The sequence below is a fragment of the Mesorhizobium sp. BH1-1-5 genome, from assembly GCF_020165615.1.
In the GTDB taxonomy this organism is placed as follows: Bacteria; Pseudomonadota; Alphaproteobacteria; order Rhizobiales; family Rhizobiaceae; genus Mesorhizobium.
In genome coordinates this window covers 233,567-255,515 of the sequence record NZ_JAIUIM010000003.1, presented here as the reverse complement: position 1 = coordinate 255,515, position 21,949 = coordinate 233,567, and the positions used below count along the sequence as shown (strand labels likewise).

22 protein-coding genes are annotated in these 21,949 nt (G+C 66.0%); 11 read left to right on the top strand and 11 right to left on the bottom strand.

Annotated features, from left to right (window positions below; genetic code table 11):
• Positions 1 to 29 precede the first annotated feature (29 nt).
• The gene (locus LB572_RS05730; protein ID WP_224667032.1) at positions 30 to 224 is read left to right on the top strand and encodes a hypothetical protein; all 195 of its coding nucleotides are present in this window, start codon (positions 30 to 32) and stop codon (positions 222 to 224) included.
• Between the two features lie 127 nt (positions 225 to 351).
• Positions 352 to 663, top strand: coding sequence for a hypothetical protein (locus tag LB572_RS05725; RefSeq protein ID WP_140809153.1), 312 nt, complete (start codon positions 352 to 354; stop codon positions 661 to 663).
• A gap of 99 nt (positions 664 to 762) precedes the next feature.
• Here the strand turns inward: LB572_RS05725 and LB572_RS05720 are convergent, their stop codons facing one another.
• The 7 genes from LB572_RS05720 to LB572_RS05690 form a co-directional block, all read right to left on the bottom strand.
• Positions 763 to 1,605 carry a slipin family protein gene (locus LB572_RS05720; RefSeq protein WP_224667031.1) on the bottom strand — a complete coding sequence of 281 codons (843 nt, stop codon included), beginning with the start codon at positions 1,603 to 1,605 and terminating at the stop codon, positions 763 to 765.
• A 621-nt stretch (positions 1,606 to 2,226) separates the two neighbouring features.
• A complete protein-coding gene (locus LB572_RS05715) occupies positions 2,227 to 2,712 on the bottom strand; it encodes a hypothetical protein (RefSeq protein WP_224667030.1) in 486 nt (161 codons plus the stop codon).
• A gap of 272 nt (positions 2,713 to 2,984) precedes the next feature.
• On the bottom strand, positions 2,985 to 3,368 hold the full coding sequence (locus LB572_RS05710; RefSeq protein ID WP_224667029.1) for a VOC family protein: 384 nt from the start codon (positions 3,366 to 3,368) through the stop codon (positions 2,985 to 2,987).
• 36 nt (positions 3,369 to 3,404) lie between these two features.
• On the bottom strand, positions 3,405 to 3,614 hold the full coding sequence (locus LB572_RS05705; protein ID WP_224667028.1) for a hypothetical protein: 210 nt from the start codon (positions 3,612 to 3,614) through the stop codon (positions 3,405 to 3,407).
• Between the two features lie 198 nt (positions 3,615 to 3,812).
• Positions 3,813 to 6,107, bottom strand: a complete 2,295-nt coding sequence (locus tag LB572_RS05700; protein ID WP_140809161.1) for a xanthine dehydrogenase family protein molybdopterin-binding subunit — start codon at positions 6,105 to 6,107, stop codon at positions 3,813 to 3,815.
• A complete protein-coding gene (locus tag LB572_RS05695) occupies positions 6,104 to 7,087 on the bottom strand; it encodes an FAD binding domain-containing protein (RefSeq protein WP_224667027.1) in 984 nt (327 codons plus the stop codon). Before LB572_RS05695 ends, LB572_RS05700 begins: the two co-directional genes overlap by 4 nt.
• Entirely contained in the window at positions 7,084 to 7,584 is a 501-nt protein-coding gene (locus tag LB572_RS05690) for a (2Fe-2S)-binding protein (RefSeq protein WP_224667026.1), read from the bottom strand. The genes LB572_RS05695 and LB572_RS05690 overlap by 4 nt, the downstream gene beginning before the upstream one ends.
• A 484-nt stretch (positions 7,585 to 8,068) precedes the next feature.
• Between LB572_RS05690 and LB572_RS05685 the strand changes: the two genes are divergently transcribed.
• From LB572_RS05685 to LB572_RS05675, 3 genes are all read left to right on the top strand, one after another.
• On the top strand, positions 8,069 to 8,671 hold the full coding sequence (locus LB572_RS05685) for a TetR/AcrR family transcriptional regulator (protein WP_224667128.1): 603 nt from the start codon (positions 8,069 to 8,071) through the stop codon (positions 8,669 to 8,671).
• An 8-nt stretch (positions 8,672 to 8,679) separates the two neighbouring features.
• The gene (locus LB572_RS05680; RefSeq protein WP_224667025.1) at positions 8,680 to 9,351 is read left to right on the top strand and encodes a trypsin-like serine protease; all 672 of its coding nucleotides are present in this window, start codon (positions 8,680 to 8,682) and stop codon (positions 9,349 to 9,351) included.
• Positions 9,352 to 9,603: 252 nt separating this feature from the next.
• Positions 9,604 to 10,434: an aldo/keto reductase gene (locus LB572_RS05675; protein WP_140809167.1), complete on the top strand. Its 831-nt coding sequence runs from the start codon at positions 9,604 to 9,606 to the stop codon at positions 10,432 to 10,434.
• A 169-nt stretch (positions 10,435 to 10,603) separates the two neighbouring features.
• Here the strand turns inward: LB572_RS05675 and LB572_RS05670 are convergent, their stop codons facing one another.
• The 3 genes from LB572_RS05670 to LB572_RS05660 form a co-directional block, all read right to left on the bottom strand.
• Positions 10,604 to 10,903, bottom strand: coding sequence for a hypothetical protein (locus LB572_RS05670; protein ID WP_140807508.1), 300 nt, complete (start codon positions 10,901 to 10,903; stop codon positions 10,604 to 10,606).
• A gap of 231 nt (positions 10,904 to 11,134) precedes the next feature.
• Positions 11,135 to 11,920 carry a DUF2270 domain-containing protein gene (locus LB572_RS05665; RefSeq protein WP_140807509.1) on the bottom strand — a complete coding sequence of 262 codons (786 nt, stop codon included), beginning with the start codon at positions 11,918 to 11,920 and terminating at the stop codon, positions 11,135 to 11,137.
• Between the two features lie 122 nt (positions 11,921 to 12,042).
• The gene (locus LB572_RS05660; RefSeq protein WP_201414746.1) at positions 12,043 to 12,249 is read right to left on the bottom strand and encodes a hypothetical protein; all 207 of its coding nucleotides are present in this window, start codon (positions 12,247 to 12,249) and stop codon (positions 12,043 to 12,045) included.
• 414 nt (positions 12,250 to 12,663) lie between these two features.
• Here LB572_RS05660 and LB572_RS05655 point away from each other — a divergent pair, with 414 nt between their 5' ends.
• The 6 genes from LB572_RS05655 to LB572_RS05630 all read left to right on the top strand — a co-directional run bounded on the left by LB572_RS05655 (position 12,664) and on the right by LB572_RS05630 (position 20,468).
• Positions 12,664 to 14,895: a cation:proton antiporter gene (locus LB572_RS05655; RefSeq protein ID WP_224667127.1), complete on the top strand. Its 2,232-nt coding sequence runs from the start codon at positions 12,664 to 12,666 to the stop codon at positions 14,893 to 14,895.
• Between the two features lie 253 nt (positions 14,896 to 15,148).
• Positions 15,149 to 16,279, top strand: a complete 1,131-nt coding sequence (locus LB572_RS05650; protein ID WP_224667024.1) for an ROK family transcriptional regulator — start codon at positions 15,149 to 15,151, stop codon at positions 16,277 to 16,279.
• A complete protein-coding gene (locus LB572_RS05645; RefSeq protein ID WP_140807512.1) occupies positions 16,276 to 17,079 on the top strand; it encodes an ABC transporter permease in 804 nt (267 codons plus the stop codon). Before LB572_RS05650 ends, LB572_RS05645 begins: the two co-directional genes overlap by 4 nt.
• Positions 17,076 to 17,858, top strand: coding sequence for an ABC transporter ATP-binding protein (locus LB572_RS05640; RefSeq protein WP_140807513.1), 783 nt, complete (start codon positions 17,076 to 17,078; stop codon positions 17,856 to 17,858). Before LB572_RS05645 ends, LB572_RS05640 begins: the two co-directional genes overlap by 4 nt.
• A 50-nt stretch (positions 17,859 to 17,908) precedes the next feature.
• A complete protein-coding gene (locus LB572_RS05635; RefSeq protein ID WP_224667126.1) occupies positions 17,909 to 18,871 on the top strand; it encodes an aliphatic sulfonate ABC transporter substrate-binding protein in 963 nt (320 codons plus the stop codon).
• 100 nt (positions 18,872 to 18,971) lie between these two features.
• Complete coding sequence (locus LB572_RS05630) at positions 18,972 to 20,468, top strand: sulfatase-like hydrolase/transferase (protein WP_318014005.1); 1,497 nt, start codon at positions 18,972 to 18,974, stop codon at positions 20,466 to 20,468.
• Positions 20,469 to 20,517: 49 nt separating this feature from the next.
• Here LB572_RS05630 and LB572_RS05625 read toward each other — a convergent pair whose 3' ends face one another.
• Positions 20,518 to 21,726: an MFS transporter gene (locus LB572_RS05625; protein WP_224667023.1), complete on the bottom strand. Its 1,209-nt coding sequence runs from the start codon at positions 21,724 to 21,726 to the stop codon at positions 20,518 to 20,520.
• Positions 21,727 to 21,949 lie beyond the last annotated feature (223 nt).

The following is a 21,949-nucleotide window of genomic DNA, read 5'->3' as shown; positions in this document are numbered from 1 at the left end:
AGTTTTTCGCGCGCTTGAAGGGAGCTCTCATGAACCTCGATAGACCGACAGACGATGCGGAAGACCAGCCATACGAGCCGGCATTCTTCGCCAGCAAATACGGCCTGCCGCCGCGGCTGGCCAAGACGATGGTAGAGGCCAATGGCGGCGGGCGACGCGCCTGCGACGCCGCGGCCACGACCTACCTCCGTTATGTGGCGCTTCGCCGCCAGCGGGGCGGCTGAGCCCGGTTGCCGGTCGCGCTGACCTGCCGCATCGGTGCTGTGCCGGGACGCATATCAGCCCGGAACCAAAGCGGCGAACAGCGGTTTACCCGGCGAAGGGATGATTCAGGAATTGAGGAATAGAGCAATGAAAACAGTGCTTCTTGCTGCCCTGGCGCTCTGCGTCGCCGCACCCGCCGTGGCTTCCGCGGCCGAGGCCGATGTCGTCATCAGGACGCATCACAGGCATTATTACCATCACCGCCCCGCCGTCATCATCAATGACGAGGGCCACCGCCTGCATCACCGCCATCACGGCACGGTCGCCTTCTATGACAATGGCGAGCGCGGCTGGCGTCACCGCCATCACCGCCGTGACGACACCGTCGTCGTCACCGGTTCGATCGGCCACCGACACCATCATCGTCCGGTCGTGGTCGAGGGCGGCTCCGACTACTGAGTTTCCATCGATCGTTGAAGACAAATCCGGCCCGGCTCGCGCGTCATGGCGCATCAGCCGGACCGGATTTTTACGATGCGTCGGGAGGATGCAATCTCCCTACGCCGCGCTCTTCAGCGCGCCTGTCTGGACCAGCGCAGCCGCCGGGTTGAGGCTGTCCACCAGCCCGGTCGGGATCAGGATGGTGGCGCCGCGCTCCTTGGTCGTCTCATAGATGATGTTCATGGCGCGCAGTTGCAGCGCCGCCGGATGATCGGCATAGGTGGTGGCCGCCTCGACGAATTTTGCAGCGACTTCCGCCTCGGCTGAGCCCAGGATGACACGTGCCTCCTTCTCGCGCTCGGCCTGCGCCTGGCGCGACATGGCGTCCTGCAACGCCACGGGGATGGCGACATCGCGGATCTCGACCGACATTACCGTGATGCCCCATTGCGCCGTCTTGGCCCCGATGACGTCGCGCAGATGCGCATCCGCGGCCTGGCGGTCGGCAAGCAGCGAGGACAGCATCGAGGAGCCGATCATCTCGCGCAGCGAGGTCTGCGCCACGCGGTCGATCGCCTCGCGGTAGTTGGTGATTTCCAGCGCCGCCTGGCGCGCGTCATGCACATGCCAGAAGATGACCGCGTCGACATTGACCGGTACCGTGTCCCTGGTCAGCGCCTCCTCGGCGTTGAAGGCGGTAGTCTGGATGCGCTGGTCGATGACCGCCACGACATTGTCCAGGACTGGGACGATCATGAACAGGCCGGGGCCGCGCACGCCGAGCAGGTTGCCGGCGCGCAAGACCACGAAGCGCTGCCAGGTGTTGGCCATCTTCAGCGAGGCGGCGATCAGCGCCGCGATAACGAAGAACGGCGCGCCCGCCCATGGCCCGGCAAGGGCGCCGAGGCCGGCGCCGATGAGGGCGAAGACGGCGGTCAGGAAAAGGGTGATCGGATTCATCGAAATAGCTCCTTGTCGCGGCCTTTGGTGGGTCGCGCGATGCCGCAACGGGCCTCGCGAGGAGCGTCGGCGGACCGGGATGGACCGCCTGGCCGGCATGTCAGGGATCGATCACGCTTGTCGCGAGGACAATCATCGCCGGCGCACGTTTATATGGTGCGGGGCGATGGGATTCGCCATGGGGGCGTGTTTCTCGCCCCCGCTTCCAGACCCGCGGCTTCTCCTTGCCCACTGCCCGCCAAGACGCAACCGCGGAACCACCTTGGGTGGAGGCTTTAACCCGGAACAACTTTTCAGGCGCTTTTAATGACCCGATCGGAGATCGGTATCGGCGCGTTGCCGACAATCCGAGAGCCGCGGTGCGCGAGCGGGCGCTCGAACATTCCCGCAGCGAACGCAAGGTGGTCACCATCAGCGTCGGCGTCGCCGTAAGCGGGCCCGACCGCCCGCCACAACCCGACCAGCTACGCCGCCAAGGCGGCCGGACGCGACGCCACACGACTGGCCGAGCCGGACGTTGGCTTTCAACCGATTCCGCTTCCGCGCAAGGCGTGAAAAGCTAAGGCGTTCCAAAGCGCGGCGGGAAAGGCGCTGGAACGCGCGGGCACCTGCGCTCGGTCCTCAATCCGCTTCGCCGCCCGAACCCTTGCCGCACTCGGCCAATACCTTGCCGATCGCGGGGCCGGAGCCTTTCAGCGAAAAGCTCGCCTCGCCATATTTATCGGCGGAGACCGTCACGTCGCCCTTGCCGCGCAAGAGCGCGAGCAACGGGTCGGTGGGCCCGGAAAGCTCGGTGGTGAAGTAATTGTACATCGCCTCGAGCTCGAGCTTTTTGGTCAGGCTCTTGTCGCCGGCCCTGAAGGTGAAGGAGCCGCTGATGCCGGGCTCCAGCTGCCCGCCAGCGGCGCCGAGGTCGTAGCTCAGCATCGGCCTCTCGAAGCAGGTCAGCATCAGATGCGCATCCCCCTTCGGCCCACCGCACACCGAAGCCGTCATCACACTGCCGCCCTCGTCCTCCTCCATCTTGGCGGACCACGAGCAGGAGGCGGCGTGGGCGGGCAGGGTGGTGAGCAGTGCCAGGATGAGTGTTGTCAGCGCGCGTTTCATGATCGTTCCCCCTCGTGATGCGGTGAAGCATACAGGGCAAATGAAGCTCTGACAGTACTTGATGGGTTGGAGATTAGCGAAAGCCGATGTGACGGCTGATCTCCCCCGCAAGGGGGAGATCACGCGCTCAACCTAAATCAACCCCTCCAGCGTTATCTGCAAATCCTTTACCCTTTTCCCCGTCGCATCGAACACCGAATAGGCAATCGTCGGCGCGATGCCCACGATTGCCAGTTCGCCACGTACTTACCCGTCACGACGTGGGATTGCGGTCACCGGGCCTGGGCCGGCTGGAAAAGTTCCACCAGATTGCCGGAAGGATCGACCAGCAGAATTTGCGAGCCGCCTGGACCCGTCACGATTTCATTGCGGAAGCTGAGGCCCGCTGCCTGCAGCCGCGCAACCTCCGCCGCGAGATCCTCGACGATCAGGTGGATGCGGTTCCAGCCTCCCGGGCCTGGCCGCTCGCCATCGGGCATCGGCCTGCCCGCCGAACTGGTCGGACCGCTCAGCAGCAACCGAAGTGCTCCCCGCGTGACGTCTGCGAAGGCCGGTGCATGGTTCGAAAGCTGCTTGAAGCCTAAGTGTTTCGTATGCCAGGCCACGGCATCATCGACGTCGTTGACCATGTATCGGACGTTTACGGTCGCGGACATCGTCTCGCCTTCTAACGGTGAAGCACTCTAGCAGGATTACCGCCAGGCTGCCTCGTTCTTCTGCTCATAATCCCGGAATGCCTTGATCAAGCCGCCCAGGACCTCCGCCGACGTTTCGAACATCGCCTTCAGTTGGGGCTCGTCGACCTTTGTGATGTCTTCCCGCAGGTGGTCTTGAACCTGCTGGAATGCTTTCTGCATTTTCTGGGTGTGGTGCCGCGGATCGCGGTCGGCTGCGCTCGCCATTTTCCATCCTCCATGTCGTGGAGTGCTTCGTTGCAACGCAGCCGACGCAGGGCGTGTTCCCTAGCCGGGCACTCACGGCTGACAAGCGGTGCGAAACTGTCGGCGGGTAGGGCACTTTGCAGGGGGGATCGACCGAGAGGCTGACGCGAGGCACCCCCTCTGCCCTGCCGGGCAGAGGGGGTGCCTCGCGTCGACATCTCAGATCAACTTCTCCAGCGTGATCGGCAGGTCCCGCACCCGCTTCCCCGTCGCGTGGAACACCGCGTTGGCAATCGCCGGCGCAATCCCGACGATCGCGAGTTCCCCCACGCCCTTGCCACCAAGCGCGGAGGAGTGTGGGTCCGGGATGCCGACCGAGATCGTCTGGATATCGGGGATGTCGGCATTGGTCGGCAGCATGTAGTCGGCGAAATTGCCGTTGACGATGCGGCCATGGCGGCGGTCGACGACGCCTTCCTCGAGCAGCGCCTGGCCGATGCCCATGATGATGCCGCCCTTCCACTGGCTTTCCGCGAGCTTGGGGTTATAGAGCCGGCCTGAATCCAGCGCCGACACCACGCGCGAGACGCGCACCGTGCCGAAATCCTCGTCCACCCTGACCTCGACGAAATGCGCGCACCAGGAATGGCGCGAGTACTCGCCTTCGGTGTGCGGGATCGACATGGCGATCGTGGTGTAGTTCTTGTAGCGCTCCTCCGGCGTCGTGCTTGCCGGCAGCGTGTCGCCCTTGGCCTCGATATGGTCGCGGCCGACGGCGCTCATCAATTCGGCGATCGTGATCTCCGGCCCTTCGCCGCGCGGCGAGGCGATGCGGCCGTCCCGCACTTGCAGCGTGTTCGCCTGCAGCTTCTGGAACGGCGAGCGCGTGTCGGAAAGCGCCAGCCCGATCAGCTCGTCCAGCGCCTGGCCGGCGGCCTTGTAGACGGCGCCGGTCATGACGCCGGCAAGCCGCGAGCCGCCGGTGACGCCGGCACGGGCAAAGTGGGAATCTCCGAGCTTCACAGAGACCCGCTCAACCGGCACGCCGAGCGTCTCGGCGGCGGTCTGCGCCAGGATTGTGTAGGTGCCCTGGCCCATGTCGATGGAGGAGCTTTCGACCACGACAGAACCGTCGGCCATGATCCTCACCACTGCCTCGCCATGGGCGCGCCGCACCGGATAGGTGCCGGCCGCCACGCCCCAGCCGATCAACTGGTGGCCGTCGCGCATCGCGCGCGGCTGGGGCGAGCGCTTGGCCCAGCCGAAGGCTTCGGCGCCGGCGGCGAAGGCTTCGCGCAGCTGGCGCGTCGACCACGCCTTCTTCGCATGCGGGTCCTGTTCGGCATAGTTGATCAGCCGCATCTCCAGCGGATCGATACCAAGCTCATGCGCAAGCTCGTCGATGGCGCATTCGATGCCGAAGGCGCTCGGGTTCTCGCCCGGCGCGCGCTTGGCGCCCGGCACCACCGTGTTGACCCGCACGACATTCTGCTTCGAGGAGAAGTTGGGCGTGGCGTACATGATGGAGGTGACCGAGCCGAGCGGCTCGACCCACATGCCGTCGACCGCCGTCTCGTTGACGCCGCGATGCACGATCGACTGTATCTTGCCATCCCTGTCGGCGCCGATCGCCACCGTCTGCCGTGTCGCGGCGCGGCCGCCATAGGAGGTAAAATTCTGCGGCCGGTTGAGCACCAGCTTCACCGGGCGCCCGAGCATCCTGGCTGCGGCCGCCGCCACCGCGCTGTGCGCCAGGGCCAGCGCCTTGGAGCCGAAGCCGCCGCCGATATAAGGTGAGACCAGCCGCACATTCTCGAACGGCACGGAAAACCACTCGGCATAGGTGCGCGCCATGCCGTCCAGCCACTGGCTCGGCTCCCAGACGGTCAGCTCGTCGCCTTCCCATCGGGCGATCAGCCCGTGCGGCTCCATCGCCGCCTGGAATTCGCGCGGCGTGTTGTAGGCCGCGCAGATGCGCACCGGCGCGGCAGCGAAGGCCGCTTGCGCGTCGCCCCATTCCTTGGTCATGGCGTCGATCGGAATGCCGTCACCCGCCTTGCCGTCGCTCAAATCGACGATGGCCGGCATCTCGTCATACCAGACCTTGACGAGCGCGGCCGCCGCCACCGCCTGCTCGAATGTCTCGGCCACCACCGCCGCGACATGCTGGCCGGAAAAGGTGACCTCGCGCACGAGCGGCAGGAAGGTCGGCTGCGGCGAGGGGTTGCCGAACCAGTCCGACGCGCCGTTCAGCGGCATGATGGTGTCGGGCGTCAGCACGGCGAGCACGCCCGGCGCGGTTTCGGCCGCGCGCGTGTCGATGCCGCTCACCTTGCCCGCGGCGATGGTCGCGCCGACCAGCACCGCATGCGTCAGCCCTTCGAGCTGCTGCTCGACGGCGTAGTGGGCGGCACCGGTGATCTTGGCCGGGCCGTCGACGCGTGACAGCCGCCCACCGACCGCCTCGAGCCGCGCGCTGTCGGACGCTGCGTGTTTCATGTCATGAACGGTCATGCCGTCTCTCCCAATTTGAGGATGGCGCGCGCAATCACGCGCGGCGCCAGCGCAATCTTATAGTGGTTGGCGCCATGGTCGACGGCGCCCGCCATGGCGAGCTCGCTCGCCTTGCGGACCGTTTCTTCGTCGAGCGCCTTACCCTTCAGCGCGTCCTCGACGGCACGCGCCCGCCACGGCTTCGTTGCGACGCCGCCAAGTGCGACGCGGATGTCGCGGACGGTGCGACCGTCGCCTTCAAGCTCCAGTCCGACGGCGGCACTTGCCGCCGCGAATTCATAGGACTGGCGGTCGCGCACCTTGATGTAGGTCGAGCGCCTGGCCGCGGCCGAGCCGGGGATTTCGATGGCCGTGATCACCTCGCCGGGGCGGATGTCGTGCTCCTGCTCGGCAGTGGCGCCAGGTGCAAGGAAGAAGTCCTCGACCTTGAGCTTGCGCTCGCCGAGATCGACCTCGGCGTCGAAGGCGATGAGAGCTACGGCGAGATCCCCCGGATAGGTGGCGATGCAGGCTTCGCTCACGCCAAGCACGGCATGGCCGCGCGTCACGCCGCCGATCGCCGAGCAGCCGCTGCCGGGCGCGCGTTTGTTGCAGGCCGGGAAGTTTTGCGGATCGCGAAAGTAAGGGCAGCGCGTGCGCTGCATCAGATTGCCGCCGATGGTCGCCATGTTGCGCAGCTGCGCCGACGCGGCCTGCCAGAGCGCTTCCGACACTGCAGGGAAATAGCTTTTTATCTCGGCGTTGTCGGCGACATGGCTCATCTTCGCCAGCGCGCCGATGGCGGCGCGGTCGGTAGTGACGTCGATGGCGGCAAGCCCCTCGATATGGCTGATGTCGATGACGGTCGACGGTTCGGCGACGCCGCATTTGGCGAGGTCGATGAGCGTCGTGCCGCCGGCAAGCAGCATGGCGCCGGGTAGGGCGGCGGCGTTACGCGCCGCTTCCACGCTGTCGGCGCGGAGGTAGGAAAAATCTCTCATGAGCGCAGCTCCTGTGCGGCCTGGCGGACGGCGGCGACGATGTTGGGATAGGCGCCGCAGCGGCAAAGATTGCCGGCCATGTATTCGCGGATCTCCTCATCCGAACCGGCATGGCCCTCGCGGATGCAGGCCACCGCCGACATGATCTGCCCCGGCGTGCAATAGCCGCACTGGAAGGCGTCCTGCTCGAGGAACGCGGCCTGCACGGCGTTGAGCGTGCCGTCCTCGTCGGCCAGCCCCTCGATGGTGGTGATCGTGCGGCCCTCGACCTGGGCGGCGAGCGTCAGGCAGGCGAGCACGCGCTCGCCGTCGACATGCACGGTGCAGGCGCCGCACTGGCCCTGGTCGCAGCCCTTCTTGGTGCCCGTGAGGTGCAGCCTGTCGCGCAGCGCGTCGAGCAGCGTCACGCGCGGCTCGATTTCGAGCGCATGGTCTCGGCCGTTGATGGTGAGATGGAGGGAAAGCGTGGTGGGACTGATGGTGACTTGGTCATTCATGGGGCGTCGGGCTCCGATTGCTGGACGCTTGAGCGGATGGAAATGGGGCTTGGCAGGAGAGGGGCAAGGGTAAAGGGTTGCGGGGAGGCGACCTTCGCGTTCGTCATCCTCGGGCTTGACCCGAGGATCCATGCCGTGACGTTTGCCGAAGGACGCGGCGGGCCAGAATTCTGCACCGTAGCCGCGCTCGCAGGGTATGGCATGGATCCTAGGGTCTGCGCCGCGTCGCTCCGCTCCTTGCTTCGCCCTAGGATGACGAAGTCACGAGCGGGTTTGCCAACCACAGGCGTCGAAGAATGCCTCTGTCTCCAGCGATCAGGCAAAGCTTCCCGTCCTTCTCTACGTGACATACCGCTTCCCCTGGTTATATGATAAAAGCACTCCACTAAAACGGAGGTGCCTCCGTTTATTTAACTGGGGTCTGGCCAGCCATGGTTCAACCCCCCATATTGCGTTGGTGGAGAAAAAAGTGCCCGACCAGGAAATGACCACCGAAGCGATGCGCGACGCGCCGGCGCAAAAGCCGTTGCGCGCCGATGCGCAGCGCAACCGCGACAGGCTGGTCGAGGTGGCGGCGCAAATGTTTGCGAGCGACGGCGTCGACGCTTCCCTGGAGGAGATTGCCAAGCGGGCGGGGGTCGGCATCGGCACGCTCTATCGCCACTTCCCGACCCGCGAGCATCTGGTCGAAGTGGTCTACCGCCGTGAGGTCGAAGGCCTCTGCCATGCAGCCGAGGAGCTTGCGCGCGAGCATCCGGCCGATGTCGCGCTGGAACTCTGGATGCAGCGCTTCGTCGACTACATCGCCACCAAGCGCGGCCTTGCCACCAGCCTGCGCCTGTTGCTTACCACCAACTCGACGCTGTTCTCCGACACCTCCGGCCGCGTCTCCGGCGCGATGCGAAGCCTGATCGAAGCTGCCGCCGCCTCGGGAAAAATCCGCGCCGACGTCGACGCCTCCGACGTCATGCACGCGCTGGGCGGCATCTACTCGGCACCGAACACGCCCGATTGGCGCGAGCGCTCGGGGAGGCTGGTGAAGCTTTTGATGGATGGGCTGCGCTTCGGGGCGAGGCAGGCCGACTGAAGGGCGAGTTGGCCGTCCCTTCGAGGAGACGTTGCCGGATCGCCTGCGGGGAGGCCGCACCTTTCGGTTTCCGAGACGCAATTGCGGTTGACCAAGTCTATGTCTATCGTCGCGCGCCGGCGGAGGCGAAGTTTCTGGCGGACATTGTGCTGTTGCATCTTGCTAGCGACGCCCCGGCAGCAGCGGCGCCTATAGCAGTGCAGGACGAAGCCGGATTCGACACCGCCGGCCACGAACGGTCCTTGGCCAAATACACGGTCCTTGGTTTTGGTGAATCCACAGCCGACGGGGAGCCTGTCTCGGCACTTCAATTTGCCTCTGGCATACCCTCGGAGCCAAGCGATCTTTGCCGGACGCTTGATCTTCAGCCCGAGGGCAAGCTGGTTTACGGCGATCGCGTTGTGGCCGATACGATTTGCGCTGGCGACACCAACAATCCGACGGGTTCCGATGCGTGCAGGGGCGATAGTGGCGGCGGTCTTGTCTACGATATGGCCGACGGTCGGCAAGTGCTGGCCGGCGTCGTCAGCGGCGCCACCGCTGCCAACGCCTTTGGTTGCAACAGCAATCGCATCAAGGTAGGCCTCTATTCACGCATCGCCAGCTATCACGACCAGATCGTAACCTGCATCGCGTCAATCGGCGACCCGGCCTGTCGCTTCGTTCCAATGCCGCATTGACGGTCGTCGATCCCCGGTTTCCAAGAACCTGCCTTTCCCGATATTGCCGCGTTCGAGCGGAAAGGCGTCGCCGTCCATTAGGGCATTTGGCAGGCGGCGCAAACTCGCGGCCTTTGGTGGCTAAGGCCAGGGGATAGCACCGAAACCGTCGCTCTCCCTCGCGAGAAATGAAGTCAGCAACGTTCTCTTCCTCTCGCATTGTGCAACACGCGGCCTACATAGTCGGCACCCCCCTCCCAAAAGGAACATCCCATGCCCGAACAGCTCAAACTCAACGACGGCTCGACCATCCCGCAGATCGGGCTCGGTGTGTGGCAGGTCGATCCGGATATTACCGCCAAGGTCGTGCGCTGGGGCATCGATGCCGGCTATCGTCTCATCGACACCGCCGAGGGTTATCGCAACGAGGAAGGCGTCGGCGAGGCGATCCGCGCCGCCGGCGTGCCGCGCGAGGAGCTGTTCATCACCTCCAAGCTGCGCAACGGCGCGCACCAGCGCGACGCGGCGTTGCGTGCCTTCGACGACACGATGCAAAAACTCGGCATCGACCAGATCGACCTCTTCCTCATCCACTGGCCGGTGCCCAGCCAGAACAAATATGTCGAGGCCTGGAAGACGCTGGTCGAGCTAAAGCAGGCCGGGCGCATCAAGTCGGTCGGCGTCTCGAACTTCAACCAGGATCATCTGGAGCGCATCATCGGCGAGACCGGCGTGACGCCGGTCGTCAACCAGATCGAACTGCATCCGCGCTTCCAGCAACGCGACAGCAGAGAGTTCCACAAGAAGCACAACATCCATATCGAGAGCTGGAGTCCGCTGGGCAGTGGCCGGCTGCTGGCCGACCCGATGCTGGAGAAGCTGGCGAAGAAGCACGGCAAGTCGGTGGCGCAGGTGATCATCCGCTGGCATTTGCAGGAAGGGCTGATCGTCATCCCGAAGTCGATCCACCAGGAGCGCATCGCCGGCAATTTCGATGTCTTCGGTTTCGAGCTGGATGGCGAGGACATGGCGACCATCCGTGGCCTGGATTCCGCCGACGGCCGCACCGGGCCTGATCCGGCCACGGCGGCGTTTTTGTTCTGAGAACTAGGCTTCCCCTTCTCCCCGTGTGGGAGAAGGTGGCCTCGCGGAGCGAGGTCGGATGAAGGGTGTTCCAGGGAACGCCGACGTCTCACTCCGCTGGAACACCCCTCATCCGTCTCGGCGCTGCGCGCCGATCCACCTTCTCCCACAGGGGGAGAAGGCGCCCCGCCTAAATCCCCTCGCCATCCACCAGCGGCACGTCATCGCCTTCCCAGGGCGTCGGCATCGAGCCGCGCCCGGCGGAAGGCAGCGCCATCCAGCACCGCAACTCCGGTTCGGCGTATTCGACGATACGGCCGGGCGAGGAGTCCGACGCCCGCCAGCCTTCCTCGCCGAACTGGTCGGCGCGCGACCAGTAGGCCATGTCGACCTCGGCCGGTCCCTGTTCGGAGGAGCGTACCGTCACCAGGATACGGCTGCCGTCCCGTGGCGCGCTCGCCATGTTGCGCCACTGTTCGAGCTCATCCATGCGATCTCCTCCCAAAAACAAACGCCTGGCCCGCTTCGACGATTCAGAGCGTGACCCGGTCTCTAAGAAGGATAGTCGCCGTCTGCCGGTGAGGGGTCAACCCGAACTTGGGGCGCGACAGTCATTTAATTAACTGGGCTGTCGCTGCAGTTAAGGCAGTAGGCGGTAGGGATTGGGCAGTAGGAAAATCAGACTGCGCGGACGCCCTTCTACTGCCTACTGCCTAATCCCTCACACATGCACGTCGCCGAAGGACAGCTCCCCGTCATCGGCGCGGATCAGGAATGCCGCGGCAAGTAGCGCGAGATAGCAGGCGGCCACCGCGCCCGCCACGACGACGCCAGGGATCGGGCCCAGCGTCGCCACCCTGAACGTATCGACGAGCGAGGCGCCGAAGCCGATCGGAGAGCCTTCGCGCGAGAGGCTTGGCGTGGTGATCTTCAGGATCCAGGCCAGCAGCAGGATCGTATACATGAAGATGTAGTTGCGGCGCAGCCGCCGGATCAGCGCTGCGCGCTGTGAGATCAGGAAGCGCGGCGAGCGCAGGCCCTCGCCGAGGATGGCCAGCCAGTTGGAGGCATAGTCGGGCTGCGGCGAAAAAACCTGCGCGAAGTAGTAGCGCTCGAACTGCCGCACGCGGGCGCGGTAGACGTCGAAGAAGCGGTAGCGCCGCGCCTCGATCCACAAAAGCAGCGTGATGAGCAGCATGGCGAACAAAAGCACGCCGTGATGCGCGGAGGGCGTCGACAGCGACACCGACAGCATTGCCGCCACCACCGTAATCGCCCAGTTGCTGGTGCGGTCGAGGCGGTCGCGCCAGCCGGCCATGCGCGCAATCTCGGCGCGGTGGAAATGCGACAGCGTCGTGGTGAATTCGGCGGAACTGAGCTTTAGCGCCAGCGTGTCGGACGCCCGCGGCGGTGCTGCCTTCTCGGTTGATGTCGCCGGCGCGTTCGCCTCGGTGGATTTCGGGGCCGTGGCCGCGTCGGTGGATTTTGCGGCCTTCGTCTGGGACATTCTGCCATGCGCCTCCCGCCGCCATGGCCGGCCGCCTCCCGATCTTAAGAACAGGCCGGCCACTCCCATATAGCACAACGTGCGGCCGGCCCAAAATGTTCCCGCCTTTTCAGGCGGATAAGTCAGGATGCAAGTGGGGGAAGACCGCCATTCGCGCGCCGCGGAAAGGGCAGCACATCGGCCATCGGCCTCGCATGCTGAGCGGCCGCCACTGCCTCGATCACAAGGTCGAGCGCCGCAAGCGCCGCGCGGCTCGTTTCATCGTCGCCGCGCAGGTAATGGCAGGCCCGGTCGAGGTGCAGGTGGGCGGCGGCAAAGTCGCTTTTCATTAGCTTCTCCTTATTGCCCGCCACGGCGCGACCATCGCCGAGTCGATTTACCGGGAAGCAAAGATCGGCGGTGGCATTTGATTAGAATTGTAGGGGCGCGTTTCCTCGCCCGCCAAAGGCGGGGAGAGGTGTCCGCGAGGCGGACGGAGAGGGGGCTTTGTAGGGCGGGAGTCTTCCTCTTCAAAGTGCTTTTGCCGGTCGAACCGGCGCTCCCCCTCTCCGTCTCGGCTTCGCCGAGCCACCTCTCCCCATTTCATGGGGCGAGGAAACGGCGGCCGCCTCCGTGCAACCGATCCTTGCGCCAAACCGTTATGCCGGCGCGAGGAACGAGGGGTGCAGACATTGTTCAACATGCTCAATCGGCGCCGGTCGCTGTCGGTCTGGATCGCGCTTGGTGCTGCGGCGCTCGCCCTGATGCCCGCCATTGCTTTCGCGGCAGAGAAAACCGGGATGTCCTCGGAGGGCATTTTCGTCGCCGAGCTGATCCTGCTGCTTGTCGTCGGCCGCGGCATTGGCGAGGTGCTGGAAATACTGGGCCAGCCTGCGGTGATGGGGCAGTTGATCGGCGGTATCCTGCTCGGGCCCTCGCTGCTCGACTGGGTCTGGCCGGCGGCCGAACGGTTGATCTTCGCCAACGATCCATCGCAAAAGTCGATGATCAACGCCATCGCCCAGCTCGGTGTCCTGATGCTGCTCCTGCTCACCGGCATGGAGACGGATCTGAGGCTCGTGCGCCGCGTCGGCCGCGCGTGCTTTTCCATCTCGGCCGCGGGCGTGGCCATCCCCTTCGCGCTCGGCTTCATCGCCGCCCAGTTCATGCCGGCCACGCTGCTTGCCGCCGGCAGCGAGCGCATCGTCGCCGGGCTCTTCCTCGGCACTGCGCTCTCCATCTCCTCGGTCAAGATCGTCGCCATGGTGGTGCGCGACATGAACTTCATGCGCCGCGATCTCGGCCAGGTCATCGTCTCCTCTGCCATCATCGAGGACACGATCGGCTGGGTGATCATCGCCATTACCATCGGCATCGCCACCAAGGGGCGCATCGAGATCGGCAGCCTGGCTTTGACCATCGCCGGCGTCGCCGCCTTCATGGCGTTTTCCTTCACGCTCGGGCGCCGCATCGTCTTCGACGCCATCCGCTGGACCAACGACACCTTCCGCTCGGAATATGCGGTCGTCACCGTCATCCTCGCCATCATGGGCGCCATGGCGCTGATCACCGACCTGATCGGCGTGCACACCGTGCTCGGCGCCTTCGTTGCCGGCATATTGGTGGGCGAGTCGCCGATCCTGTCGCGTCACATCGAAGGGCAGTTGCGCGGCATCATCACCGCGCTGTTCATGCCGGTGTTCTTCGGCGTCGCCGGCCTGTCGGCCGATCTCACCGTGCTTCTCGATCCGCAGCTCGCGCTGCTCACCCTGGCGCTGGTGGTGATCGCCTCGATCGGCAAGTTCGGCGGCGCTTTCATCGGCGCGGAAGCCGCCGGCATGAGCCGCGCCGAAGGCATCGCCGTCGGCTGCGGCATGAATGCGCGTGGTTCCACGGAGGTCATCGTCGCCTCGATCGGCCTGTCGATGGGCGTGCTTTCGCACAACCTCTTCACCATGATCGTCACCATGGCCGTCATCACCACTTTGGTCATGCCGCCGACCTTGCGCTGGGCGCTGCGCCGCCTGCCGATGGGCGAGAAGGAAAAGAAGCGGCTGGAGCGCGAGGAGATCGACCAGCGCGGCTTCGTCGCCAATCTGGAGCGGCTGCTGGTGGTGGTCGACGAGGGCGTCGTCGGACGCTTCGCCGCTTACCTTGCGGGCGTCATCGGCGCCGGCAAGCCGACGACGGTGCTGCATTCCAGCGGCGAGATCGATGCCGAGCCGACCGAGGGGCTGCATCTGGAGGAAATCGAGAAGGGCGCGGAGGACAGCCGCGAGGCGGCGAAAAAGGGCGACGAGGCGCCGGTGCGCGAAGCGCCGGTCACCCGCCGCCAGCATGAAGTGCTTTCGGCCGAGGCGGTCGCGAAGGAAGCGCGCAAGGGCTACGGCATGCTGCTTGTCGGCCTCGGCCGCGCGGTCACTTCCAAGGGCGCCTTCTCGCATCGGCTGAACGAAGTCACAGGCGCCTTCGACGGGCCGCTCTGCCTTGTGCTGAAGCCGACGAGCGCCGGCCGTCAGATGCCGCGGCTCGAACCGGGATCGGGCAAGATACTGGTGCCCGTCAACGGCACGGCGGTTGCGCGCCGCGGCGCCGAGCTGGCCCTCGCCATCGCCGCCGTCACCGGCGCGCCGGTCAAGATGCTCTATGTCGCCAGGGTCGGTCGCGACGAGCCGCGCGACACCGTCTCGCACCGTCGCAGGGAAGCGGTGCTGAAGGACATCGTCGCGCTCGCCGACCGCTATGGCGTCGAGATCGAGACGGCCATTCGCAGTCGAGCCGCCGCCGCCGATGCCATCGCCCGCCAGGCCGGCCGCAGCGTGGCGTTGATCGTCATGGGCGTGGCGCGGCGCCAGGGCGAAGAGCTGATCTTCGGCGAGACGACGACGGGCGTCCTGCGGCGCAGTCCATGTCCGGTGGTGCTGATCTCCGACGAACGGGTGAAACGCGACGAGAGCGACCGCGAGGCCGTGCGCACGGGCACGGGGACTGGATGAGGCGATTGGGCTTCCTCGCCCCCGCCGACAGGCGGGGGAGAGGTGGCCGCGCCGCGGCCGGAGAGGGGGGCTTCGTAGGGCGCTCTGTCTCGCAGAGAGGAAAGAAACTTGCGAAGTCTGCGCGTTCCCCCTCTCCGTCTCGGCTCCGCCGAGCCACCTCTGCCCACTTGCGTGGGGCGAGGAAAGAACGTGCTCGCCGTCCTTGACACAATCCAATTAATTTCTAAAGATTAGAAAATAAATGGGAGGAACAATGGGCATCCATCATGGCGCGATCCTGCGCATCCTGAGGGATGACGGTCCGCAGTCGCGGGCGGAGCTGGCGCGGCGCACGGCGCTGTCGCCGACCGCGCTCACCCATCTGACCGCACAGCTCCTGAAGGACGGCATCGTCACCGAGCTTACCCAGGCGACCGGGGGCGGGGCGCCGATCGGCCGGCCGGCCGTCGGCCTGGCGCTGGTGCCCGATGCCCATCATGTCGTGGGCGTGCATATCGGCGCCGGCACCATCCACGCCGCGGTCACCGATCTGAAGGCCTCGGTCAAGCAGCTCGATTCCTTCCATTTCGATACCTCGACCATCGAGCCGGCCCGTGTCATCGCCAAGGTTGCCCGCATGGTCGACGCCCTCGTCCGCAAGACCGGCGCCGACCGCTCGAAGATCCTCGGCATGGGGCTGGGCGTGCCTGGCCCCGTCGACATCAAGCGACGGCGCAACCTGTTGTCGATCAACTACGACTGGCGCGACGTCGCCTTCGCCGACGAGCTCGAAGGCGCGCTCGGCATGCCAGTCGTCGTCGAGCACAATGTCAGCGCCATGGCGCTGGCGGAGTCGCGCTACGGCATCGGCCGTGAGGCCTCCGCGCTGCTCTATATCTATCTGCGCACCGGCCTCGGCGCCGGGCTGGTGGTAGACGGCCGGCCATTCCGGCCCGGTGGCCATGGCGCGGTCGAGCTCGGCCATATCCAGGTCGTCGAGCATGGCGCGCGCTGCGCCTGCGGCAGCACCGGCTGCCTGGAGACCTTCCTGTCCGAACGGGCGCTGTCGCGCGCTGCGGGCGTGGACACGCCGCATCCCAAGCGCCTGCTTGCCGCCGTCGAAAAGCACCCAGAGGTCTGGAACGATGCCGTGCGCCACCTGACGACGGCCATCGCCAGCGCCGCCAACCTGCTCAATCCGGACCTGATCGTCTTCGGCGGCCATCTCGGCGAGGCGCCGGAGAGCTTCATCGACGCCATCCGCGCCGGCGTGCCGCCGCGCGTTCTGCCGCCGATGCGCGACACGATGCGCTTCGAGCGCTCGAGCATCGGGCCGGGCGCCGGCGCCATCGGCGGCGCGGCCGTGGCGCTCGACCATCTGTTCTATTCGGGGGCTCCGCGATGAATTCGGTTGCTGAAAAGCCGCGCGCCGCGTCCTCGGCCGGCCGGCCGGCCGCCTTCGACTATGGCAGCCTTGCCTTGAACATTGCGGGCGTTATTGCCGGCATCGCGATCTGGTGGGCGCTCACCGCCAGCGGGGCCGTCGGCCTGCCGCGGCCGCCTGACGTGCTGACGCGTTTCATCGAGCTTGCCGGCAACGGCCAGCTGCTGCGCGACACCGCCGCCAGCCTGGCGCGCGTGCTGGCCGGCTTCCTGCTCGGCGTCCTGCTCGCCATTCCGGTCGGCTTCGCCATGGGCTGGTACAAGGTGGCGCGGGCTCTCGTCGAACCTTACCTGCAATTCTTCCGCATGATCCCGCCGCTGGCCATCATTCCCCTGGCCATCGTCACGATGGGTATCGAGGAGACGCCGAAGATCTTCGTCATCTTCCTCGCCTCCTTCCTCGCCAGCGTGGTCGCCACCTATCAGGGCGTGATCAGCGTCGACCGCACCATGATCAACGCCGCGCGCGTGCTCGGCGCCGGCGACTTCACCATCTTCCGCCGCGTCGTCGTGCCGGCCTCGACGCCTTTCATCCTGGTCGGCGTGCGCATCGGGCTGGGATCGGCCTGGGCGACGGTGGTCGCGGCCGAGCTGATCGCCGCCCAGTCCGGCCTCGGCTACCGCATGCAGCAGGCGCAGCTCTACTACGACCTGCCGACGATCTTCGTCAGCCTGTTCGCCATCGGCATTCTCGGCCTCGCCATGGACCGCGCGCTGCAGGCGATCGAGCGGCGGCTCACCATCTGGCAGGAGCGGATATGACCCCGAAGATCGTCTTCGACAACGTCTCGCGCCGCTTCGATCTCAAGGGCAGTTCCTTCCTGGCGCTCGACCGTTTCTCGCTCGATGTCGGCGACGGCGAGTTCGTCACCGTGGTCGGCCCTTCGGGCTGCGGCAAATCCACGGCGCTCAACATCGCGGCCGGCCTGCTCGAGGCAAGCGACGGCCGCGTGACGGTGGACGGCAGGCCGGTCAGCGGCCCGGGGCCGGAGCGCGGCATGATCTTCCAGCAATATGCGTTGTTCCCCTGGCTCACCGTGCGCGACAATGTCGAGTTCGGCCTGCGCATCAGGGGCGAGCCGGCCGCGCGCCGGCGCGAGATCGCCGAGCGCTTCATCGACCTGGTCGGTCTAAGCCAGTTCGCCGACGCCTTGCCGAAGACCTTGTCGGGCGGCATGAAGCAGCGCTGCGCCATCGCCCGCGCCTATGCCGTCGATCCGGTCATCCTTTTGATGGACGAGCCCTTCGGCGCGCTCGACGCGCTGACCCGCGTCCAACTGCAGGACCAGCTTCTGGAAACCTGGAGCCGCGAGCGCCGAACGGTGATGTTCATCACCCACGACGTCGACGAGGCGGTTTATCTCGCCAATCGCGTCGTCGTCATGGCGGCGCGGCCGGGCCGGCTGCAGGAGGTCATCGAGGTCGACCTGCCTTATCCGCGCACCGAGCAGATCCGCCTATCACCCGAATTCGCCGCCATCCGCAACCGGGTCTGGCACGCCGTCTACCACCAGCCGCCCGCCGCGCAAGCCGCCCGGTGAGGGCGGTCCAGCGACGAATATCAATGACAACAGGGAGAGAGAACATGACATTGAACAGACGTGACTTCATGGCCGCTTCGGCCGCGATCCTGGCGGCCGGCGCGCTGCCGGCCAGCGCCGCGGACGATACCGCCCGCATCGGCTACAACGGTGATTTCTGGGGCGCTTCCATCGCCAGCATCGCCGACGCCAAGGACCTCTGGGCCAAGCATGGCGTCAGCGCCACCACCAAGGTCTTCACCAACGGTCCGATCCAGGTCCAGGCGCTTGGCGCCAACAGCCTGGAATTCGGCTATCTCGGGCCAGGCGCGTTGTGGCTGCCGGCTACCGGCAAGGCCAAGATCATCGCCGTCAACGATGTCGGCTTCTCCGACCGCGTCATTGCCCAGGCCGGCATCAAGTCGGTCGCCGACCTCAAGGGCAAGAAGGTCGCGGTGCCGGCCGGCACCTCCGGGGATATGCTGCTGAGGCTGGCGCTCGCCAAGGCCGGCATGAAGGTTGAAGACATCGAGATGGTGCCGATGGACCCGAGCACGGTGGTCGCGGCCTTCTCCTCCAAGCAGGTCGACGCCGCCGGCATCTGGTATCCCTTCGTCGGCATCATCAAGAAGACCGTGCCCGACCTGGTCGAGATCGCCAAGAACGACGATTTTTATCCGGCCACCACTTTCCCAAGCGTGTTCATTGCCCGCAACGATCTGGTCGAGAAGAACCCCGACCTGATCAAGAAGGTGATCGGCGCCATCAAGGAAGCGCAGGATTATCGCGCCGCCCATCTCGACGAGGCGGTCGACATCACCGCCAAGCAGCTCGGCATCCCGGCCGACCAGCTCAAGACCGAGGCTGGCTACGGCAAGCTGATGACGTCGGCCGATGTCGTGAAGCTCACCAAGGACGGCACCGTCGCCGGCTGGTTCCGCGCCATGAACGAGCTGTTCAAGAGCTTCGGCAAGTTCGACACCTCGCTCGACCCGAAGGACTACTACATGGCCGACCTTTACCTGCAGGCCTGACCGACCCCGCCGTGCCGCCGTCGGCGGGGCGGCAACCACCTGTGAGCCGGTGGCTCCGGCAAGTTCATCCCCAAAAGAGTGCCCGATGACCAAGTCCCCAATGAACGTCCTTTACATCGACATCGACAGCCTGAGGCGCGACCATCTCGGCTGCTATGGCTACCACCGCAACACCTCGCCGGCGATCGACAGCCTGGCGGCGGAGGGCATGCGCTTCGAGAATGTCTATGTCTCCGACGTTCCCTGCCATCCCTCGCGCACAGCGCTGTGGAGCGGCCGCCACGGCATGCGCACCGGCGTCGTCGGCCATGGCGGCACCGCCTGCGAGCCGTTCCGAGAGGGCGCCGAGCGCGCCTGGGCCGGCACTTTCTACGAAGAAGGCTGGATGCGCGCGCTGCGCGACCTCGGCTACTACACCACCACCATCTCCAGCTTCGGCGAGCGGCATGGCTGCTGGCACTGGTATGCCGGCTTCAACGAGATCATCAATCCGGGCAAGGCCGGCATGGAAAACGCCGACGAGGTCTCGGCGCTGGCGCTGGACTGGCTGAAGCGCAACGGCGCGCAGAAACAGTGGTTCCTGCACGTCAATGTCTGGGACCCGCACACGCCTTACCGCGCGCCCGATGCCTTTGGCGATCCCTTCGCCAAGGAGCCGATGCCGGCCTGGGTGACCGAGAAGATGTTCGAGAAATCCCATGCCGGCTATGGCCCGCACAGCCCGCAGGAGCCGTCAGGCTTCGACGTTGCGCCGGGTGGCTCGAAATGGCGGCGCATGCCGGCGCCGATCGACACGATGGCCGACGTGAAGGCCTGGTTCGACGGCTACGACACCGGCATCCTCTATGCCGACCACTACATCGGCCTGATCGTCGAGGAGCTGAAGCGCCAGGACCTGTTCGACAAGACCATCATCGTTATCGGCGCCGACCATGGCGAAAATCTCGGCGAGCTCAATGTCTGGGGCGATCACCAGACCGCCGACGAATACACCTGCAACGTGCCGCTGATCATCCGCTGGCCAGGCGCCAAGGACCTGCGCGGCGTCAATGACGGGCTGCACTATCATTTCGACTGGGCAGCAACGCTGATCGATCGTCTCGGCGGCACCGTGCCGGCGCTGTGGGACGGCCGCTCCTTCGCCGCGGCGCTCAGCCAGGGAGAGCAGGGCGGTCGCGATTTCCTGGTGCTGAGTCAGGGCGCCTGGGCGGTGCAGCGCGGCGTGCGCTTCCGCCATGCGGGCGCAGACTGGCTGATGCTGCGCACCTACCATGACGGCTACAAGGATTTCGGCCCGGTCAGCCTGTTCAACCTGTCGGACGATCCGCATGAGGAGAACGACCTGACCGCCGAAAGGCCCGATATCGTCGACCATGCCAGCCGCCTGCTGGAGGACTGGCGCACCGAAATGGCCAGGCGCAGCGACGGCGACGTCGACCCGCTGGTGACGGTGATGCGCGAGGGCGGGCCGTTCCACACACGCGACGAACTGCCGGCCTATCTCGAGCGCCTGCGCAAGACAGGCCGCCGGGCGGCCGCAGCGGAGCTCGAAAAGCGCCATCCCGCGCCACCGCCGCGCCGCCAGTCGTTGAACTAGCTACGGACTGCGGCCGCTTTCCGTCAGGCGGCCGCATGTCCAATCCTCGTCAAGCCATCTGCAGCTTCTGCCGGCTGGGTTGCGGCGGGAAGGCGATGGCGATGCCGGCCGCGCCCAGCCCGATCAGCGCCGAGCCGATGAACAGCCAGTGGTAGCTGGCGGTGGCATCGTAGATCATGCCGCCGGCAAGCGGCCCGAGCGACATGCCGAGGCTTGAGAGCATCGTGGCCGCGCCAAGGATGGTGCCGATGATGCGCAGGCCGAAATATTCGCGCGCCAGCACCGCGTAGAGCGGCATCACGCCGCCATAGGTGGCGCCGAAGATGATTGCCAAGAGGTAGAACTGCTCGAGTTGGCCGACAGTCAGGTAAGCGGCGATCACCAGCCCTTGGATGGCGAGCCCGGTGACCAGCACCGGCTTGACGCCCAGCCTGTCGCCGAGCACGCCGTAGAGCACGCGCCCGCCAAGGCCGGCCAGCCCCTCGACGCTGTAGATCGACACGGCCGCCATCGGCGCCACGCCGCACGACATGGCATAGCTCACCATGTGGAAGATCGGGCCCGAATGCGCCGCGCAGCAGGCGAAGAAGGTGAGGCCCAGCACGATGAATTGCGGCGAGCGCAGCGCCTGGCCGACGCTCATGCCGGGATCGTCGGCTGCGGGCGAGGGCGCGCCGTCGCCTGCGGCGGCCGCCGCCGGCGGCTGGCGCACCAGGAACACGGCGGGCAACAGCAGCACCCAGGCCATGATGCCGATGTCGAACATGGCTGTGCGCCAGTCATAGGCCGTGATCAGCCAGCGCGCGAAGGGCGAGATGGTCATCGGCGCGACACCCATGCCGGCCGAGACCAGCGAGACGGCGAGGCTGCGGTTGGTGTCGAACCAGGTGGTGGTGAGCGCGATCATCGGCGCGAAGAAGGCGCTGGCCGCAAGGCCTACGATCACGCCGTAGCTGAGCTGGAAGACCAGCAGCGAATTGGCGCGGCTCGCCACCACCAGCGACAGGCCGAGCAGCACGGCGCCCGCCAGCACGACGGGCCTGGCGCCGACCCGGTCATAGATCGCGCCCCAGGCGAAGCCGCCGAGGCCCATGACGAGGAAATTCAAGGTCATGGCGCTGGAAATGCCGGTGCGCGACCAGTTGGTGTCGAGCGACATCGGCTCCAGGAAGATCGCCAGCGAAAACATGGCGCCGAGCGCCACGCAGGTCATCAGCGCGCCGGCCGCGACGATGACCCAACGATAGGAATGGTTCATGGTTCTGCTCCCATGCCGAAAGGCATCCTGTTTGATGCGGCACGGTTTTTCCAGTCCACCGGGCCGCTTGCGTCCGAAGGACGCCAGGGCCGGAGCCGATCCTACAAATCTGGTTGCATTTTTTATCCGGATTTTTTGGGGCGGTGATCGCCGATTGCCTGAGGGGGCGCTGTCCCGCCGGCGTCTCCAACTGTCAGCAGCCTGCAAGACCCCGCATTGACCC

Bases quoted from the DNA above. Each gene is read 5' to 3' on its own strand.
- LB572_RS05665 (WP_140807509.1), bottom strand. From the start codon at position 11,920: ATGTCCCAGACGAAGGCCGCAAAATCCACCGACGCGGCCACGGCCCCG.
- LB572_RS05725 (WP_140809153.1), top strand. From the start codon at position 352: ATGAAAACAGTGCTTCTTGCTGCCCTGGCGCTCTGCGTCGCCGCACCC.
- LB572_RS05690 (WP_224667026.1), bottom strand. From the start codon at position 7,584: ATGAATGACCAAGTCACCATCAGTCCCACCACGCTTTCCCTCCATCTC.
- LB572_RS05720 (WP_224667031.1), bottom strand. From the start codon at position 1,605: ATGAATCCGATCACCCTTTTCCTGACCGCCGTCTTCGCCCTCATCGGC.
- LB572_RS05705 (WP_224667028.1), bottom strand. From the start codon at position 3,614: ATGGCGAGCGCAGCCGACCGCGATCCGCGGCACCACACCCAGAAAATG.
- LB572_RS05710 (WP_224667029.1), bottom strand. From the start codon at position 3,368: ATGTCCGCGACCGTAAACGTCCGATACATGGTCAACGACGTCGATGAT.
- LB572_RS05625 (WP_224667023.1), bottom strand. From the start codon at position 21,726: ATGAACCATTCCTATCGTTGGGTCATCGTCGCGGCCGGCGCGCTGATG.
- LB572_RS05660 (WP_201414746.1), bottom strand. From the start codon at position 12,249: ATGAAAAGCGACTTTGCCGCCGCCCACCTGCACCTCGACCGGGCCTGC.
- LB572_RS05630 (WP_318014005.1), top strand. From the start codon at position 18,972: ATGAACGTCCTTTACATCGACATCGACAGCCTGAGGCGCGACCATCTC.
- LB572_RS05670 (WP_140807508.1), bottom strand. From the start codon at position 10,903: ATGGATGAGCTCGAACAGTGGCGCAACATGGCGAGCGCGCCACGGGAC.
- LB572_RS05730 (WP_224667032.1), top strand. From the start codon at position 30: ATGAACCTCGATAGACCGACAGACGATGCGGAAGACCAGCCATACGAG.
- LB572_RS05675 (WP_140809167.1), top strand. From the start codon at position 9,604: ATGCCCGAACAGCTCAAACTCAACGACGGCTCGACCATCCCGCAGATC.
- LB572_RS05700 (WP_140809161.1), bottom strand. From the start codon at position 6,107: ATGACCGTTCATGACATGAAACACGCAGCGTCCGACAGCGCGCGGCTC.
- LB572_RS05645 (WP_140807512.1), top strand. From the start codon at position 16,276: ATGAATTCGGTTGCTGAAAAGCCGCGCGCCGCGTCCTCGGCCGGCCGG.
- LB572_RS05695 (WP_224667027.1), bottom strand. From the start codon at position 7,087: ATGAGAGATTTTTCCTACCTCCGCGCCGACAGCGTGGAAGCGGCGCGT.
- LB572_RS05715 (WP_224667030.1), bottom strand. From the start codon at position 2,712: ATGAAACGCGCGCTGACAACACTCATCCTGGCACTGCTCACCACCCTG.
- LB572_RS05650 (WP_224667024.1), top strand. From the start codon at position 15,149: ATGGGCATCCATCATGGCGCGATCCTGCGCATCCTGAGGGATGACGGT.
- LB572_RS05640 (WP_140807513.1), top strand. From the start codon at position 17,076: ATGACCCCGAAGATCGTCTTCGACAACGTCTCGCGCCGCTTCGATCTC.
- LB572_RS05655 (WP_224667127.1), top strand. From the start codon at position 12,664: ATGCCCGCCATTGCTTTCGCGGCAGAGAAAACCGGGATGTCCTCGGAG.
- LB572_RS05685 (WP_224667128.1), top strand. From the start codon at position 8,069: ATGACCACCGAAGCGATGCGCGACGCGCCGGCGCAAAAGCCGTTGCGC.